Source organism: Massilia sp. CT11-108, assembly GCF_047302915.1.
Lineage (GTDB): Bacteria > Pseudomonadota > Gammaproteobacteria > Burkholderiales > Burkholderiaceae_D > Telluria > Telluria orientalis.
The window spans coordinates 1-17,173 of the sequence record NZ_JBKYMO010000072.1; the positions used below are offsets into that span (position 1 = coordinate 1).

The 17,173-nt window shown below is 65.5% G+C and carries 18 protein-coding genes; 16 read left to right on the top strand and 2 right to left on the bottom strand.

The genetic code is table 11. From position 1 onward, the window contains the following. Window positions 1-103: 103 nt before the first annotated feature. Entirely contained in the window at window positions 104-694 is a 591-nt protein-coding gene (locus ACEN88_RS08880) for an isochorismatase family protein (protein ID WP_413338860.1), read from the bottom strand. A gap of 81 nt (window positions 695-775) precedes the next feature. On the opposite strand from ACEN88_RS08880, the gene ACEN88_RS08885 reads away from it, so the two are divergent. Continuing rightward, window positions 776-2,482: a M1 family metallopeptidase gene (locus tag ACEN88_RS08885; RefSeq protein ID WP_413338862.1), complete on the top strand. Its 1,707-nt coding sequence runs from the start codon at window positions 776-778 to the stop codon at window positions 2,480-2,482. Here the strand turns inward: ACEN88_RS08885 and ACEN88_RS08890 are convergent. Then, window positions 2,474-5,233 carry a M16 family metallopeptidase gene (locus tag ACEN88_RS08890; RefSeq protein WP_413338864.1) on the bottom strand — a complete coding sequence of 920 codons (2,760 nt, stop codon included), beginning with the start codon at window positions 5,231-5,233 and terminating at the stop codon, window positions 2,474-2,476. The two genes, ACEN88_RS08885 and ACEN88_RS08890, sit on opposite strands and share 9 nt — an antisense overlap. A 155-nt stretch (window positions 5,234-5,388) precedes the next feature. On the opposite strand from ACEN88_RS08890, the gene ACEN88_RS08895 reads away from it, so the two are divergent. From ACEN88_RS08895 to ACEN88_RS08965, 15 genes are all read left to right on the top strand, one after another. Then, the gene (locus ACEN88_RS08895; RefSeq protein WP_413338866.1) at window positions 5,389-5,952 is read left to right on the top strand and encodes a DUF882 domain-containing protein; all 564 of its coding nucleotides are present in this window, start codon (window positions 5,389-5,391) and stop codon (window positions 5,950-5,952) included. A gap of 2 nt (window positions 5,953-5,954) precedes the next feature. Beyond that, window positions 5,955-6,767: a hypothetical protein gene (locus ACEN88_RS08900; protein WP_413338868.1), complete on the top strand. Its 813-nt coding sequence runs from the start codon at window positions 5,955-5,957 to the stop codon at window positions 6,765-6,767. Then, entirely contained in the window at window positions 6,764-7,075 is a 312-nt protein-coding gene (locus tag ACEN88_RS08905) for a hypothetical protein (RefSeq protein WP_413338870.1), read from the top strand. Before ACEN88_RS08900 ends, ACEN88_RS08905 begins: the two co-directional genes overlap by 4 nt. A gap of 66 nt (window positions 7,076-7,141) precedes the next feature. Continuing rightward, window positions 7,142-7,876: a GntR family transcriptional regulator gene (locus tag ACEN88_RS08910; protein WP_413338872.1), complete on the top strand. Its 735-nt coding sequence runs from the start codon at window positions 7,142-7,144 to the stop codon at window positions 7,874-7,876. 243 nt (window positions 7,877-8,119) lie between these two features. Further along, window positions 8,120-9,856, top strand: coding sequence for a fumarate reductase/succinate dehydrogenase flavoprotein subunit (locus tag ACEN88_RS08915; RefSeq protein WP_413338874.1), 1,737 nt, complete (start codon window positions 8,120-8,122; stop codon window positions 9,854-9,856). A gap of 21 nt (window positions 9,857-9,877) precedes the next feature. Further along, the gene (locus tag ACEN88_RS08920; protein ID WP_056448502.1) at window positions 9,878-10,111 is read left to right on the top strand and encodes a ferredoxin family protein; all 234 of its coding nucleotides are present in this window, start codon (window positions 9,878-9,880) and stop codon (window positions 10,109-10,111) included. A 13-nt stretch (window positions 10,112-10,124) separates the two neighbouring features. Continuing rightward, window positions 10,125-11,072 (top strand): HEAT repeat domain-containing protein, encoded by a 948-nt coding sequence (locus ACEN88_RS08925; protein WP_413338877.1) that lies wholly within the window; start codon window positions 10,125-10,127, stop codon window positions 11,070-11,072. Then, entirely contained in the window at window positions 11,069-11,398 is a 330-nt protein-coding gene (gene fdxA, locus ACEN88_RS08930) for a ferredoxin FdxA (protein WP_413338879.1), read from the top strand. The genes ACEN88_RS08925 and fdxA overlap by 4 nt, the downstream gene beginning before the upstream one ends. Window positions 11,399-11,451: 53 nt before the next feature. Beyond that, window positions 11,452-12,867, top strand: a complete 1,416-nt coding sequence (locus ACEN88_RS08935) for an ABC transporter substrate-binding protein (protein ID WP_413338881.1) — start codon at window positions 11,452-11,454, stop codon at window positions 12,865-12,867. Between the two features lie 2 nt (window positions 12,868-12,869). After that, window positions 12,870-13,814, top strand: coding sequence for an ABC transporter permease (locus tag ACEN88_RS08940; RefSeq protein WP_413338883.1), 945 nt, complete (start codon window positions 12,870-12,872; stop codon window positions 13,812-13,814). Next, the gene (locus ACEN88_RS08945) at window positions 13,811-14,683 is read left to right on the top strand and encodes an ABC transporter ATP-binding protein (protein WP_413338886.1); all 873 of its coding nucleotides are present in this window, start codon (window positions 13,811-13,813) and stop codon (window positions 14,681-14,683) included. The genes ACEN88_RS08940 and ACEN88_RS08945 overlap by 4 nt, the downstream gene beginning before the upstream one ends. Beyond that, window positions 14,673-15,023, top strand: a complete 351-nt coding sequence (locus ACEN88_RS08950; protein ID WP_413338888.1) for a DUF971 domain-containing protein — start codon at window positions 14,673-14,675, stop codon at window positions 15,021-15,023. The genes ACEN88_RS08945 and ACEN88_RS08950 overlap by 11 nt, the downstream gene beginning before the upstream one ends. Then, entirely contained in the window at window positions 15,016-15,789 is a 774-nt protein-coding gene (locus ACEN88_RS08955; RefSeq protein ID WP_413338890.1) for a ferredoxin--NADP reductase, read from the top strand. The genes ACEN88_RS08950 and ACEN88_RS08955 overlap by 8 nt, the downstream gene beginning before the upstream one ends. An 11-nt stretch (window positions 15,790-15,800) precedes the next feature. Next, entirely contained in the window at window positions 15,801-16,550 is a 750-nt protein-coding gene (locus ACEN88_RS08960; protein ID WP_413338892.1) for an electron transfer flavoprotein subunit beta/FixA family protein, read from the top strand. A 17-nt stretch (window positions 16,551-16,567) separates the two neighbouring features. Further along, window positions 16,568-17,173 (top strand): electron transfer flavoprotein subunit alpha/FixB family protein (locus tag ACEN88_RS08965; protein ID WP_413338894.1); only part of this gene is annotated, 606 nt, incomplete at its 3' end.

A 17,173-nucleotide genomic window follows, 5' to 3' on the forward strand; every position in this document is an offset into this window, starting at 1 on the left:
AACTTGGGTTCCCGCGCAGGCGGGAACCCAAGTTTGTCGGCAGATCGCGAAAATTGGGTCCCCGCCTTCGCGGGGACGACGTATATGCGCTAACCAATCGACATCAAGCGTCCCCCGTCCCCGCCTGCAACGCGTCGATCACATGACGCGTCGAGCGCACCTTGCCCATGACGGGAAAGATGTGCCCGCAGGCGAACTCGTGCGCGTCCGCCGCCATGCTGCTCATCGCATCCTCGACGAAGACGAGCTCGTAGCCGCGGTCGAACGCGGCGCGCGCCGTCGACTCGACGCCGAAGTTGGTGGCGATGCCGCCGAGGACGATCGTCTTGATGTGGCGCCGGCGCAGCAACTGGTCCAGTTCCGTGCCGTAGAACGCGCCCCACTGGCGCTTCGTCACGACGATGTCCTGCGCCTGCACCTGCGCGTCCGGCGCCAGCAGCGACGCGTCCGGCGGTGGCGCGGGCGTGCCGGGTTTGCGCAGCGGCGCATCGGCCGGCGGCAGCTGCAACTGGTCGACGAGCACGCGCACGAAGATCACCATGCCGCCGCGGTCGCGCATTTCGCCCGACAGCAGCACGCAATTGCCCACCACCTGCTCGGCCGTGTACGGGGCCAGGTCGCGTTTCACATTACTGTTCTGCAAATCGATCAGCACCAGGGCGGTGCGGCCGATATCGATGTCCAGGTCGCTCATGTAAGATCCTCCTCGCCGCGCAGTATCCGCCGGCAGACGATTTGGTGGCGCCGGTTTCCGCTGTGCTAAATTTCCGGCATCATGCAAAGAACCGCCATCGCCGCCTTGTGCGTCCTGCTGGCAGGCTGCGCCAGCCAGCCCGCCCTCACCGACTACACCGTCAACTCGGGCGCGCAGCGTAGTAGCGCGCAGCAGGCGCTGTCGTTCGACCATGCCGACCTGAGCCTGCGCATCGACCCGGACAGCCGCAGCCTGCGCGGCGACGCGACGCTCACGTTCAGCACCGGGGCGCCGCTGGACAGCATCGAGCTCGACCTGGACCGCAACCTGCCCATCGACACCATCACGGTCGACGGCCAGCCGCTCGCGGCCGACCGGTGGCGCAACCCGGACGGCAAGCTGACCATCGATCTGCCGCAGCGCTTGGAGCCGGGCCGCCAGATCAAGGTGCGCGTGACGTACCACGGCGAGCCGCACGTGGCGAAACGGGCGCCATGGGACGGCGGCTTCGTGTGGGCGCGCACGCCGGACGGCAAGCCGTGGGTCGCGAGCGCCGTCGAAGGCGAAGGCTGCGACCTGTTCTGGCCCTGCATCGACCATCCGATGGGCAAGCCGAAGGTCGTCGACGAACACATCACCGTGCCCGCGCCACTCGTGGCCGCGGGCAATGGCGTGGCCACGGGCATGACGGAAGCGAACGGCTGGCGCACATGGCACTGGCGCGCAAAGAGCCCGAGCACGTACGGCATCGCCATCAACGTGGGGCCGTACGAGGTGCTGTCCGGCGAGTACCGCAGCCGCTACGGCAATACGATCCCGCTGCGGTTCTGGTACCTGCCGCAGAACAAGGCGCATGCGCAAGACCTGTTCTCGGAATTCCCGAACATGCTGGATTTCTTCGAATCGACGATCGGTCCCTACCCGTTCGCCGACGAGAAAATGGGCGTCGTCGAAACGCCGCACAAGGGCATGGAACACCAGACCATCAATGCCTACGGCAACAAATACGTCAAGACGCCATACGGCTACGACGACCTGCTGCAGCACGAATTCGCCCACGAATGGTTCGGCAACCAGCTCACGAATGCCGACTGGGACGACATGTGGCTGCACGAGGGCCTCGCCTCCTACATGCAGCCGCTGTACATGCAATACCTGCACGGCGACCAGGAATATTTCGCCGCGCTGATGCAGCAACGCGCGGGCATCCGCAACAAGGCGCCGCTCGTGTCCGGCAAGCACAAGCGCGAGGAAGACGTCTACGACCTCAAGCGCGGCGGTCCCGGCGGCGACATTTATGCGAAAGGCTCGCTCGTGTTGCACACGTTGCGCGGCCTGATCGGCGACGGCGCCTTTTTCCGCGCCGTGCGCGAACTCGTGTACGGCACACCTGACCCGCGCCCGGGGAATTTCTCGCCGCGCTATGCGACGACGCCGGACTTCATCGCCATCGTCCAGCGCGCGAGCGGACGCGACCTCGGCTGGTTCTTCCAGGCCTATATGTACCAGGCCGCGCTGCCCGAGCTCATGGCCACGCGCCGCGGCGACACGCTGGACCTCGCCTGGAAGACGGCCGCCAACACGCCGTTCCCGATGCCGCTCGACGTGCGCGTGGACGGGCGCACCGTCACCCTGCCGATGACGGACGGCCGCGGCAGCATCGCGCTGCCGCCGCACGCGACGGTCACGTTCGATCCGCATTCGAAGATCCTGCGGCGCGAGAGGCGGTTCGAGGTGTTCCAGCGCTATCAGGAACAGATGCCGAAGCAGGCGAAACCGCTAGGGTAATGCCTTGCCATCGACGTCGATCCGGCGCACTTGCCCCAGGTTCAGGGCACGGATCGGCGCCTCGATCTTGCTCATGTCGCCGACGACGATCCACACCGGCTGCCGCGGCAGCACGACGCGCGCCGCCAGCGCATTCAACTGCGCGGGCGTGACGGCCAGCGCCGTCGCCGTGTACGTGTTGTAGTAATCCTCGGGCAAGCCGTATTGCAGGATCGTTGCGTAGGCATTGCTGAGCTGGCTGACCGTCTCGAACGAGCCGGGCAGGCCCAGCGTCTCGTTCGCCTGCGCATCCTGCAGTTCGCGCGGCGTGACGGGACGTGCGCTGCCCAGCTCGGCATATTGGCGCGCCAGTTCGCGCAGCGCATCGGCCGTCTTGTCGGTCTGGACCGGCGAATCGCTGACCAGGATGCGCTGCCCGCGCGCCGCGACGAGCGACGAGCCGACGCCGTACGACCAGTGTTTATCTTCCCGCAGATCCATGTTCAGGCGCGAACTGAACGTGCCGCCGAACACGTCGTTGAGCAGGTTCAGCGCGACGGCATCCGGCGTGTTGCGCGGCGGCGCCAGCTGGGCGCCCACGATATTGCTCTGCAGCGCACCGGGACGGTCGATCAGGTAGATCGTCGTGCCGGCCGGCTGGTCGACCTTGGCGATCTCGTGCGCCGGCAGGGTGCCGGCCTTCCACGCGCCGAACGCGCGTTCCAGCAGCGGCGCCAGTTCGGCCAGGGTCGTGTCGCCGACGACGAGCAGGGTCGCATTGTTCGGCTTGAACCACGTGCCGTGATAGCCCACGAGATCGGCGCGCGTCATGCGGGAGACCGCGGCTTCCGTGCCGGTACCGGTCAGCGGCAGGGAATACGGATGGCCGGGGCCGTACAGCAGCGGCGGCAGCACGCGCAAGGCCATCAGGCGCGGCACCGTCTGCTCGCGCTGGATCGCGGCCAGCCGCGTCTTGCGCACGCGTTCGAAGTCCGCCTGCGGAAAGGCCGGACGCAACGCGAGGTCGGCGTACAGGCCCAGCGCCTGCGCCAGCGTGGGCTTGAGCACGTTCATGTTGACGAAGGCGCCGTCCAGGTTGATCGACGTGCCGAACGAGGCGCCCAGCGCTTCCAGTTCGCGGCTGATCTGCAGGGCGCTGCGCGACGTCGTCCCCTCTTCCAGCATGCGCAGGGTGAGGCTCGCGAGGCCGGGCAGCGCCTGCGAATCGGACGCGAAGCCGCCACCGAGCATCAGCGACAGGTTGATCACGGGCGCGCCGTGGCGCTCGGCCAGCACGACCTGCATGCCATTGGACAGCGTCGTCTTCTGCATGGGCGGCAGGGTCAAGGTTTCCGGATGGCCGGCCGGCGGGCCCTTGCCGCGGTCCACCGTGGACGCCCCCGCCGCGAGCCCGGTCGGGAATGGATCGACTTCCAGCACGTAGTCGCCGTCGGCCAGCCAGTCGAGCATGGCTTTGCGCACCGCCGCCGGCGTCGCGTCCTTGATGCGCTGCAAATAGAGCTTGTAGCAGTCCGGATTGCCCGTGTACGTGGCGCAGCGCGCCAGCACGTCGCTCTTGCCGCCGAAGCCGCCCACACGCTCGACGGCGCGCGCGTGCTGCGCGAGGATCGTCGTCTGCGCAAGCCGCAGCTCGGCGGCCGTCGGGCCGGTCTTCATCAGCGCGCGCAATTCCTCGTCGGCCAGGGTTTCCATGCGCGTGACGTCGGCCGCAGGTGCGCCCGGCTTCGCGGTCAGGTTGATGCCGAACTGGCCGGCGATTTCGTTCGAATCGTTGCCGGTGCCGACCGACGTCGCCAACTGTTCCTTGACGACGAGGCGCTGGTACAACCGCGACGTCTTGCCCCCGCCCAGCACCTGCGCGGCGAGGTCGAGCAGCGGTTCTTCGGGCGTGTCGGCGCCCGGCACGTTCCACAGGCGATAGATGCGCGCCTGCGGCACGCGGTCCTGGACCTGCCCCCGGTGCGTGCCGCTGCGCTTCGCGACCCACGCCTGCTGGTGGGCCTGCGGCGGGCCCGGAGGAATATCGCCGTAGTATTTTTCGACCTTTTCGCGGGCCTGCTGCGGCGTGATGTCGCCGGCCAGCACGAGCACCACGTTGTTCGGGCCATAGTGCCCTTTGAACCAGTCGGTGACGTCCGTCATCGACGCGGCATCGAGGTCGGCCATGGCTCCGATCACGGTCCATGAATACGGGTGGTTGGCCGGCCACGTATTCTCCGTGACGACCTGCTCGACGATGCCGTACGGCTGGTTCTCGCGCTGGCGCTTTTCGTTCTGGACGACACCCCGCTGCAGGTCGAGTTTCTTCTGGTCGAGCACACCCAGCAGATGACCCATGCGGTCGCTCTCGGCGAACAGCGCGTAGTCGAGCATGGACGTGGGGACCGTCTCGAAGTAATTCGTGCGGTCCTTGTTCGTCGTGCCGTTCAGGTCCGTCGCGCCAATGCCTTCCAGTGCCGACAGGAATGTCTTGTCGAAGTTGGCGCTGCCGGAAAACATGAGGTGTTCGAACAGGTGCGCAAAGCCCGTCTTGCCGGGTTTCTCGTTCTTGGAACCCACGTGATACCACGTGTTGACGGCCACGACGGGCGATTTATGGTCTTCGTGCACGATCACCGTCAGGCCATTCTTCAGAACAAATTTCGTGTACGGAATATCGGGGATGGGGATGTCGATGCCGGCATCGCGTGCGGGCGCCGGCGCGGCCAGGGCCAGCATCAAGACAAACGATGACACAAGGGCAAAGCGCATGCTGGGTCTCCTCACGTGGATGATCGGCCGCGCTCATTCTAAGAAATATTGCCCAGGCTTGTCGTCCTGGACTGACAAGCAGGCCGGACACCGTCCGCTGCAAGAATCATGCATGGGGCGTATCATTGAGGCTGGCAATCAGCAAGGAGAAGCTCATGAATCAACGACGCTCTTTCCTCAAAAGTTCCGCCGTCCTCGCATCGGTGCTCGGTGCCCCCGCCATCCGGACCAGCGCCAAGACCCTGCCGGATGCGCCCGTCTCCCCTGTCGCGCCGAACGAGCGCATCGTGCGCCTGTACAACACGCACACGGGCGAAAGCCTGCGCACCATTTTCTGGGCCGAAGGCGAATTCATTCCCGAAGCCTTGCAGGACATTAATAAACTGCTGCGCGACCACCGCAACAACAAGATCTCGGCCATCGATCCGAAACTGCTCGTCTTGCTGGACCGCATCAGCGCCCAGTACGGCAGCCACCCGACCGTGCACGTGATCTCGGGTTATCGCTCGCCGGAAACGAACGAGATGCTGCACGAAAAGACGGGCGGCGTGGCGAAGCACAGCCTGCACATGGAAGGCAAGGCCATCGACGTGCGCATTCCCGGCCAGGACCTGGCCAAGCTGCACAAGATCGTGATGGCGCAGAAGGCGGGCGGGGTCGGCTATTACCCGGACTCGCAGTTCGTGCACATGGACGTCGGCCGCGTACGGTACTGGTGACCATGCACCGGGCCGTCGCGTGGGTGTTGTCGACGCTGCTGGGCGCATCCGCGGCGGGGCTGGCGCACGCCCAGGCGGCGCCCGACGACCAAGGCATCCAGACGGTCACCGTCACGTACACGCGCGACCCCGTCGACAAGTCCTACCGCAAAATGATCCGCGGCATGGAGCGGTTCCAGCGCGAGCATGCGCTGGCGCCGCAGGCCACGTTGCGCTTCCGCCTGCTGCCCCGGTCGCCGACCGTCGACATGCACGGCATCACCCTGCGCGTCATCGGCGACCACATCGCGGTGCCCGTCCCCGTCGCGCCCGACAACAGTTTTACGCTGCCACGCAACGAACAGGCGCTGAAAGAGGATGCGGCCGTCGTCGCCAACCGCAAGACGACGAGCATGACGTGGCGCGCGCAAGTCATGACGCCCGGCCTGCCGCCCGGCACGCGCCGGCTGGGCGACTTGCGCCTAGAGTGTCTCGTCGGCATGGAAGCCGGGCTCGTGTCGAACAGCTCGCCGCTGTTCGGCTGGATCTCGAACGCTCTCACGAGTCCCGAACAGGTGTGCAACAGTCCCGACGGCAATTTCCTCTTCTTCAACGAGCGCCCCGTGTTCGCCGTGACCCTGCGCGCGGGCGAGCGCACGGAAATCCTGCCGTTCCGCTTCCTGTACGCGGGCGGCGAGCAGACGCGCGACATGCTGCCGTTCTGCGACTGCCAGGTGCTGCTCGACCGCACGTACTACGCGCCGATCTGGGACCGCAGCTGGCCGGACGACACGCTCGTCAGCTTCGCCACCATGGACGACGAGGCGGCGCCATGAACCTGCGCCCCATCCTGCTGGTCACCGCCCTGCTGTCCGGTTGCGCCACGCGCGCGCCGGGACCCGGCACGAGCGTGGCCGAGTCCCGCTTCGACCAGCTCGTCGTCCCCGGCCGCACCACGCGTGCCGAGCTGCTGGCCGCGTTCGGGCCCACGAAGACGATCGTCTTCGATTCCGGCATGGAGACGTGGTTGTACACCGCCCCGGCGGCCGGCGGGCACATGGAACTGGTGCTGCTGCTGGGCCGCGACGGCATCGTGCGCAAGATGCGCAAGCGGCCCCCGTATCCGACCGATCCCGCGCCCTGACGGCGAGGTACCGGCCGTGCAGGCTCGCTATATAATGGGCCGTCCCCATTGCGTTGCGCGGCCGCCTTGAAAATCCAACTCCCACGTTCGTCGACCGTCCCGTTGTACACCCAGATCAAGGAAGCGATCCGCGCCAAGATCATCGACGGCACCTACGTCGGGCACCAGCAACTGCCGTCGGAAAACGAGATGATCGCGGCGTTCGGCGTCAGCCGCATCACGGTGCGGCAGGCGGTGAACGACTTGCAGAAGGAAGGCTTGCTGTTCAAGGTACACGGCAAGGGCACCTTCGTCGCCTTGCCCAACGTCTCCCAGGAGTTGACGCACCTGCAGGGCTTCGGCGAAGCGATGCACCGTCTCGGCCACGAAACCTTCTCGGATGTATTCGGGCTGGAAACCGTCAAGGCGTCCGGCATCGCCCACGCCAAGCTGCAGATCGAAGACGGCAGCCCGGTGACGGAGGTCCGGCGCGTACGCTATTTGAACAGGGAGCCGGTCTCGATCGACTACTCCTGGGTCAGGCATGACGTGGGGTCGCGTCTCACCGAGAGAAACCTGCGCGAGAAAGACCTGTTTTTCCTGCTCGAAAACGAGTTGCACCAGCGGCTCCATTCCGCCGACGTGGAAATCGATGCGACGTCGGCGACGAACGACGTTGCGACTCGCCTGAAGGTCGCACCGGGCTCGCCGATCCTGCGCATCGAGCGCCTGACCTACGCGCAGGGCGAAAAACCGCTCGTGTTCGAATACCTGCATTACCGCGCCGAGACCTTCAAATACAAGATGAAGGTATTGCGCTAGTAACGCCAACATATCGCACAGGTCACGCGTGGGCACGGGTGCCCCACCCTACGCCCTGTTTTGGCCGTTCCCTCCCCACAACGGCCACCTGCCGCACCGCACGCGCACCGTTCCTGATCATTCTTCCCTCCCGATCCCGCGAAACACGGGGAATTCGACTGGCACGCAATTTGCACAACTCGTTATTACGAGTTATGACGAGGTGCGCACGGTGCCGCAAGGCGACTTTACTGAAAGGGTGACATGAAAACCATTGAACTGGAATACGACCTGGTAATCGTTGGCGGCGGTACGGGCGGGCCGATGGCCGCGGTGAAAGCCAAGGAAAAGAATCCGAAGTTGCGCGTGCTGGTGCTGGAAAAGGCCAACGTCAAGCGCAGCGGCGCCATCTCCATGGGCATGGACGGGTTGAACAACGCGGTCATTCCCGGCCATGCGACGCCGGAACAGTATACGAAGGAGATCACGGTCGCGAACGACGGCATCGTCGACCAGAAAGGGGTGTACGCCTACGCGAGCAACAGCTACGCGATGATCGAGGAGCTCGATCGCTGGGGCGTCAAGTTCGAGAAGGACGAAACGGGCGACTACGCCGTGCGCAAGGTGCACCACCTCGGCAGCTACGTCCTGCCGATGCCGGAAGGGCACCACATGAAGAAGGTGCTGTACCGCCAGCTGAAACGCCAGCGCGTCGACATCACCAACCGCGTGGTCGCCACGCGCCTGATCACGGGCGTGAACGGCGAGATCGCCGGCGTCATGGGCTTCGATTGCCGCACCGCCGACTTTTATGTGATCAAGGCAAAGGCGGTCGTGCTGTGCACGGGCGCGGCGGGGCGTCTCGGCCTGCCCGCATCCGGCTATATGTTCGGCACGTACGAGAACCCGACCAACAGCGGCGAAGGCCACGTCATGGCCTATCACGCCGGCGCGGAACTGACGAACCTGGAATGCTTCCAGGTCAATCCGCTGATCAAGGATTACAACGGTCCCGCGTGCGCCTACGTCACCGGCCCGTTCGGCGGCTTCACCGCGAACTCCACCGGCGCGCGCTTCATCGAATGCGACTACTGGAGCGGCCAGATGATGCTGGAGTTCTACAACGAGCTGGAAGGCGGCCGCGGTCCGGTGTTCCTGAAGCTCGATCACCTGGCGGAAGAAACGATCGCGGAGATCGAGCACATCCTGCACACCAACGAACGCCCGAGCCGCGGCCGCTTCCACGAACGGCGCGGCAACGACTACCGCCAGAAGGCGATCGAGATGCACATCTCGGAAATCGGCTTTTGCAGTGGCCACAGCGCCTCCGGGATCTGGACCAACGAAAAAGGCGAGTGCTCCCTCCCCGGCCTGTACGCGGCAGGCGATTGCGCCAGCATCCCGCACAACTACATGCTCGGGGCGTTCGTGTACGGCAAATTCTGCGGCGAGAACGCGGCCGACTACATCGCCGGCAAGTCTGCGACCGTGATCAACACCGACATGGTGGAAGCGGAGCGCCGGCGCATCATGGCGCCGCTGGCGCGCAGCGAGGGCCTGACGCCGTTCCAGGTCGAGTACAAGACGCGCCGCATCGTGAACGATTACCTGCAGCCGCCGAAGGTCACGCGCAAGATGGAAATTGCGCTCGAGCGCTTTGGCGAGATCAAGGACGACCTCGAGGAACTCGGCGCCGTCAACCCGCACGAACTGATGCGGGCGATGGAGGCGCACACGATCCGCGACTGCGCGGAACTCGCGGCGCGTTCTTCCCTGTTTCGCAAGGAAAGCCGCTGGGGCCTGTACCACCTGTGCGTGGATCACCCCGAGAAGGACGACGAGAACTGGTTCTGCCACACCAACGTCAGCAAGGGCGCGGACGGGAAGACGGTCTTCCGCAAGCGCGAGATCGAGCCCTACATCGTCGAACTGAATGCCGAAGAAAAAGCCGCCTACCAGCGCCTGCGCGTGGCCGGCACCAAAACCGCCATCGCCGTATAACCGAACCGGAAAGGAAAGAACATGACCATCGCAACCACCCGCACGCAAGCCCCGGTCGTCGTCGACCAGTCGAAGTGCATCGCCGAGAAAGGCTGCACCGTATGCGTCGACGTCTGTCCCCTGGACGTGCTGGCGATCGACATCGTCTCCAACAAGGCGTTCATGAAATTCGACGAATGCTGGTACTGCATGCCGTGCGAACAGGACTGCCCGACCGGCGCCGTGCACGTCAACATCCCCTATCTCGTGCGCTGAGGTGGCTCCCATGATGGCAACCACACTCCACGAACGGCTGCACAGCAGCGACCCGGGCGTGCGCCGCGTCGCAGTGCTGGATCTCCCCTACTCCGACGAGGAAGACGACATCGTGCCGCTGCTCGTCGCCGCGCTGGCCGACCCCGACGCGAGCGTGCGGCTGGAAGCGGCCAGGGCGATCGAAGGCTACGAAGATCCCGAGGTGCTGGAAGCGCTCGTGCCGCTGCTGAAGGACGCCGACCCGGAGGTGCGGCGCGCGGCGGCGACCACGCTGGCCGAACTGAAGGAACCGGCGTCGGCACCGTACCTGCTGCCCTACCTGGGCGACGAAGAAGCCTCGGTCAGGATCGCCGCCCTGCACGCGATCCGCGCCCTGCGCGTGGACGCGGCCTTCGAACCCGCGCTGCGGGCACTGGGCGACGTCGATGCCGGCGTGCGGCGCGAAGCGGTGGGCGTGCTCGGCTACCTGAAAAAGCCGGAAGCGATCGGCGCGCTGACGAATGCGGCGGCCACCGACCCGGACCAGGAAGTGCGCCGCATCGCCGTGGGTGCGCTCGGTTACGCGTCGGCAGTCAGCATCCAGCCGACGCTCAGCCGCGTCCTCGCCGATCCGGCCTGGCAGGTGCGCGAGGAAGCGGCGACGACGATGGGCAAGCTCGGGCTGGCGCTCGGCGTGCCGGACCTGGTGCGCGCGATGGACGACGAGTTCTGGCAGGTGCGGGTAAAAGCGGCGCGCAGCCTCGGCAAGCTGAAGGCGAAGACCGCGGTGCAGGCGCTATGCGAAGCGTTGCGGCATCCGATGAGCAACCTGCGCAAGGAAGCGGTCATCGCGCTGGGCGAGATCGGCGACACGCGCGCCATCGCGCACCTGGAGCTGGCGCTGAAGGACGTCGATTCGGACGTGCGCAAGCTGTCGAAGCTGGCGCTGACGACCATACAACTGAACGGAGGTGCGTCATGACACACGTTGTCGGCGAATCGTGCATCGGCTGCAAGTACACCGACTGCGTCTCGGTGTGCCCGGTCGAGTGCTTCCATGAAGGCCCGAATTTCCTCGTGATCGATCCGGAAGTCTGCATCGACTGCGGCGTATGCGTGGCGGAGTGCCCCGTCGAGGCGATCTACGACGAAAAGGACCTGCCGGACGGGCAGAAGGACTACGTCGCGCTGAACGCCAGGCTGGCGGCCCGCTGGCCGCTGATCACGCAATCGACTGAACCGCTGCCGGAGGCCGACGCATGGGCGTCCCGGCAGGACAAGCGCGACCAGCTGGTGGAGGTGGCCTAGCAACGTGGGCCGCGTCGTTTTTCATCCTGTGACTCATTCTGGAAGGATTCAACATGACACTTCGGTTCCTCATCCGTATTGCCGCGCTCTCCGCCGCTGTCCTGTTCGCGCCGGTGTTGCAGGCGAAAGAGGTCGTCACGATCGGCATCGGCACGCAGAACACCACCACCAACACCGTCACCGGCGGCATCGTCATCAAGGAGCTGGGCCTGCTCGACAAATACCTGCCGAAGACGGGCAGGTACGCCAACATCGATTTCAGGGTCGACTGGCAGAACTTCACCTCCGGCCCGCCCGTCACCAACGGCATGATGGCCAACAAGATCCAGATCGGCATGATGGGCGACTACCCGCTGCTGGTGAACGGCGCCAACGGCCAGCAAAGCAGGGGCAACGAAACGCAGCTGGTCGCCGTGATCGCCTATAACGCCTTCGGCGCCGGCAATGGCGTGGTGGTCAACAAGGACAGCCCGTATTACCAGCTGGCCGACCTGAAGGGCAAGAACGTGTCCGTGCCGTTCGGCTCGGCGGCGCACGGCATGCTGCTGCAGGCGATGCAGGCGCGCGGCTGGTCGGACGATTTCTGGAACCTCGTCAGCCAGACGCCGGAAATCGGCACCAGCAACCTGCGCGAAAAGAAGATCGACGGCCACGCCGATTTCGTCCCCTTCGGCGAGCTGCTGCCGTACCGGGGCTTCGCCCGCAAGATCTTCGACGGCGCCCAGACCGGGATTCCAACCTTCCACGGCATCGTCGTGCGCAAGGATTTTGCGGACAAGTATCCGGAAGTCGTCGTCGCCTACATCCGCGCCATGATGGATGCCGACGACTGGGTCCGCAAGAACCCGCGGCTGGCGGCCGAGAAGATCGCCGCATGGACCAGGATCGAGAAAGAGGTCGTCTACATCTTCCTCGGCCCCGACGGCATCCACACGCTGGACCCGACGATCAAGCCCCTGCTCGTGAACTCGGTCAAGACCAGCTACGGCGTGCTGCAAAAGCTGGGCAAGGTGAAGGAATTCAATGTCGATGCGTGGGTCAACGAAAGCTATCTGCGCGCGGCCTTCAAACAGCGCGGCCTCGACTACGACGCGCAGAAGCGCACCTTGGCCAACTACGACATCCAGGGCAAGGACCCGGTCTGCGGCAAGGCGGTGACGCGTCCGAAGGAAGCGGGTGAGATCTGGATCGAGGGCGGCGACATCGTGCCCCTCAGCTCTCCGGCCTGCACCTTCATGGGGATCAAAAAGTACCAGGACGCTGGCAAGAAAATTGCTGTGGTCTATTTGTTCGATCAAGGACTCGGCATCAAGGTATTTGCCGACAGAGCCTTCTATGCGGTCAACGGCATCGGCGCGAAACTGGATGTCGTGCCGTTCCTGCTGAAGAAGGACGCGGAGACCAGCGCAGCAAAATCCGGAGGCACCGTCGCAACCTACGAGCAAGTGCTCGCCAAGATGGAGAAATGATCATGGCTCTGATGGACCGTCACCCAATCGCACCGCCGCCAGCGGCGCCGCCGCCCCACCCCGCCACTGCCAAGCCGATACGGCAGCCCAGACTGGAAGCCATCGAAGGCGGTGCGGGCAGCGCGCCCGCACCGGACATCCCGTTCTCGCTGAAGCGCTGGCTAGAGTCGGGCATCGGAGGGGCGCTGCTCGGCACCCTGTCGATCGGCGCCGTGCTGCTGGCCTGGCATCTGGCGACATATTACAAGCTCGACGTCTACATCCGCTTCGGGAACATCCCGACGCCGGTGGATGTGTGGCACAGCATCCTCGACGTCACGCGTTCGGACAAATTCGCGGTGAACATCGGGATCAGCGTGCGGCGCGTGCTGCTCGGCTTTTCCGGCGCGGCGATCGTCGGCACGCTCCTCGGGGTCATGGTCGGCCGCTACCGGATCTTCCGTTCGCTGGCGCTGCCGGCGATGGAATTGTTCCGTCCGATCCCCGCGATCGCCTGGGTGCCGATGGCCATCATGCTGTGGCCCAGCAACGAGGTCAGCATCGCGTTCATCACGTTCCTGGGGGCGTTCTTCCCCATCCTGATCAACACCATCCACGGGGTGGAGAGCGTCGACGGCGTGCTGCTGCGCGCCGCGCACAGTCTCGGTGCGAAAGAGAAGGATGTGATCCTGTATGTCGTGATCCCCGGCGCACTCCCGCATATCTTCACGGGCCTTGCGGTCGGCATGGGCGTCGCGTGGGTGTCGCTGATTGCGGCGGAAATGATTTCCGGCCAATTCGGCATCGGCTACTTCACCTGGGAAGCGTATTCGCTGATTTCGTATCCCGACATCGCGCTCGGCATGATCACGATCGGCGTGCTCGGCCTCTTGTGCAGCAAGGCGATCGACCTGTGTTCCAGGTTCGCCATGCCGTGGACGGGCGCGGCGGCGGGAGCGGGAAAATGAGTGCGTCCTCCATGAACGGCCAGGGCGGCCATATCGAGGTGCGTGACCTCGACATCAGTTTCAGGGCGCGCGGCGCGACCGTGCAAGCCGTCAAGTCGGTATCGCTGGACGTGCGGCCGGGCGAATTCGTGTCGCTGATCGGTCCCTCCGGTTGCGGCAAATCCACGCTGATGAACGCGGTCGCCGGTTTCACCGCGGCCGACAGGGGCGCGCTGACCCTGGATGGCCGGCCCATCACCGGGCCCGGTTCGGACCGCGGCGTCGTGTTCCAGCAGTATTCGCTGTTCCCGTGGATGACGGTACGCAAGAACGTCGAGTTCGGACTGAAGATGAAGGACATGCCGCCGGCGCAGCGCGAAACGCAGGCGCGCACCCTGCTCGGCCTCGCCGGTTTGCTGGCCTTTGAAAACCATTATCCGGCGCAGCTGTCGGGCGGGATGAAGCAACGCGTCGGTATCGTGCGCGCGCTGGCGACCAGTCCGCAGGTGCTGCTGATGGACGAACCGTTCGGCGCGCTCGATTCGCAGACCCGCTCCGTCATGCAGGAGATCCTGACGAACATGTGGCAACGGCTGCGCCTGTCCGTGCTGTTCATCACGCACGACATCGACGAAGCGATCTTCCTGTCCGACCGCATCTATGTGATGACGGCCAGGCCCGGACGGATCAAGGCCGACATCAAGGTCCCGCTGCCGCGCCCCCGCACGCCGGACATGATGGACACGCCGGAATTCGCGGGGCTGGTCCGCGCGATCAAGAAGCTGATTCGCGAGGAAAGCCTGGCCGCGATGGGCGGCGAGTTGCGCGACGGCGGCTATGCCGGGCTCAGCACGGAGATCGGACCGGAGGGGGTGGCCAATGTCCTTTGACGAAGCGGCCTGGCCCGACGCCATCACCCTGAACGGCAAGGCGCGCGCACTGGAGCTGGCGTGGAGCGGCAGGCATGCAGTGTTGTCGTACCGCGCGTTGCGCCGTTCCTGCCGCTGCAGCGTATGCGAGCAGATGCGCAGGTCGACGTGCAGCGTCCTGCCCGTTGCCGCCGACGTGGTCCTGTTGAAGATCGAACCAGTGGGCGCGACGGCCATGCAACTGGTTTTCTCGGATGGCCACGCGCGGGGGATCTATCCCTGGACGTATCTCAAACAGATGGCATTCGGCCCGACGGACGGGCTTCCCGAATCTTTGACGAAAGGATGGCGTGATGAGTAATTTCTACGAGGCGGAGGTGTTGTCCGTGCGTCATTGGACGGACCGCCTGTTTTCCTTTACCACGACGCGCGAATCGAGCTTCCGCTACCAGAGCGGGCAGTTCGCGATGATCGGACTCGAAGTGGACGGCCGGCCGCTGATGCGCGCCTACAGCATGGTGAGCCCGCATTACGAAGAACGGCTCGAATTCCTCAGCATCAAGGTGCCGGATGGTCCCCTGACCTCGCGCCTGCAGGACATCCAGGTCGGCGATTCGATCCTGGTCGGCCGCAAGGCGTCCGGCACGCTGCTGAGCCAGAACCTGTTGCCGGGCAAGCACCTGTACCTGCTCGGCACGGGCACCGGCCTGGCGCCGTTCATGAGCATCGTGCAGGACCCCGACGTCTACGACCGGTTCGACAAGGTGATCCTCGTGCACGGCTGCCGCCACGTCAACGAACTCGCGTACCAGGAACGCATCGCGGCCGACCTGCCGAACCACGAATTCCTGGGCGACCTGGTGGCCGACCGTTTGATCTATTACCCGACCGTCACCCGCGAGCCGTTCGAAAACCAGGGGCGCATTCCCGACCTGCTGCAAAGCGCACGGTTCTACGCCAGGCTCGGCCTGCCGCCGCTGGACATCGCCCACGACCGCTTCATGCTGTGCGGCAGTCCCGCCATGCTGAAGGACACCGTGGAGGTGCTTACCGGGCATGGTCTGAGGGAAGGCAACATGAGCCATCCCGGCCATTACGTCATCGAGCGCGCATTCGTCGACAAGTGAAAGGAACCGACATGAAGATCATGGTCCCGGTGAAACGGGTGGTCGATGCGAACGTCAAGGTGCGCGTGAAGCCGGACCGCTCCGGTGTCGACCTGGCCAACGTGGAAATGGCCATCAATCCCTTCGACGAGATCGCCGTGGAGGAAGCCGTGCGGCTGAAGGAAGCGGGCCACGCGGAGGAAGTCGTCGCGGTGTCCTGCGGCGTCGACGCCTGCCAGGATGTGCTGCGCACCGCGCTGGCCGCCGGTGCCGACCGCGCCATCCTGGTGCGGACGGACGCCGCGTTGCAGCCGCTCGCCGTCGCCAGGCTGCTGGCCGCGATCGCCAGGCGCGAAGTCCCGCAACTCGTCATCCTGGGCAAGCAGGCCATCGACGACGATTGCAACCAGACCGGCCAGATGCTGGCGGCCATGCTGGGCTGGCCGCAGGCCACGTTCGCATCGTCAGTGCGGGTCGAGGGCGGCGGCCTGGCGGTCGCGCGCGACGTCGATGGCGGCATCGAAACCGTGCACCTGGCGCTGCCGGCCGTCGTGACGGCGGACCTGCGCCTGAACGAACCGCGCTTCGTCAGCCTGCCCAACCTGATGAAGTCGAAAAAGAAGCGGCTGGACGTGGTGCCCGCCGAAACCCTCGGCGCCGATCTCTCCCCGCGCTGGAGGACGCTGGCCGTCGACCCGCCCCCGCAACGCCAACCCGGTGTGCGCGTGCAGGATGCGGCCGAACTGGTCCGCCGTTTGCGGCACGAAACAAACGTCATTTAATCATTCGAGGAGCCATCATGACGGTACTGGTCATCGCTGAACACGACAACGTTTCACTGCACGCCGCCACGCGCCATGCGGTCGGCGCGGCCCGCCTGTGCGGCGGCGACGTGCACCTGCTCGTCGCGGGACACGATTGCGTCCCCGCGGCGCGCGCGGCCAGCCGCGTTGCCGGCGTGGCGAAGGTGTGGCTCGCCTCGGCCCCGCAGCTCGCGCACGGTCTCGCGGAAAACGTCGCCGCCCAGGCGCTGGAACTGCTGGCGCAGGAGCCTTGTACCCACGTGCTGGCCGCCGCCGGCACGTTCGGCAAGAGCGTCATGCCGCGCATCGCGGCCGGACTGGATGCGGGGCAGATCTCGGAAGTCACACGCATCGTCGCGCCCGACATCTTCGAACGTCCGATTTATGCGGGCAACGCGATCGCGACCGTCCAGGCACTGGACGCCATCAAGGTGCTGACCGTGCGCGCCACCAGTTTCGACGCCGCGCCCCTGGGCGATGCCGAAGCGGTCATCGAGGACATGACGCCGGTGGACGATGCCGGCACCGCGCGCGTCGTCGCAGTCGAGCGGACGGTGTCGGGACGGGCGGAGCTGACCGCGGCGCGCGTCGTGGTCGCGGGC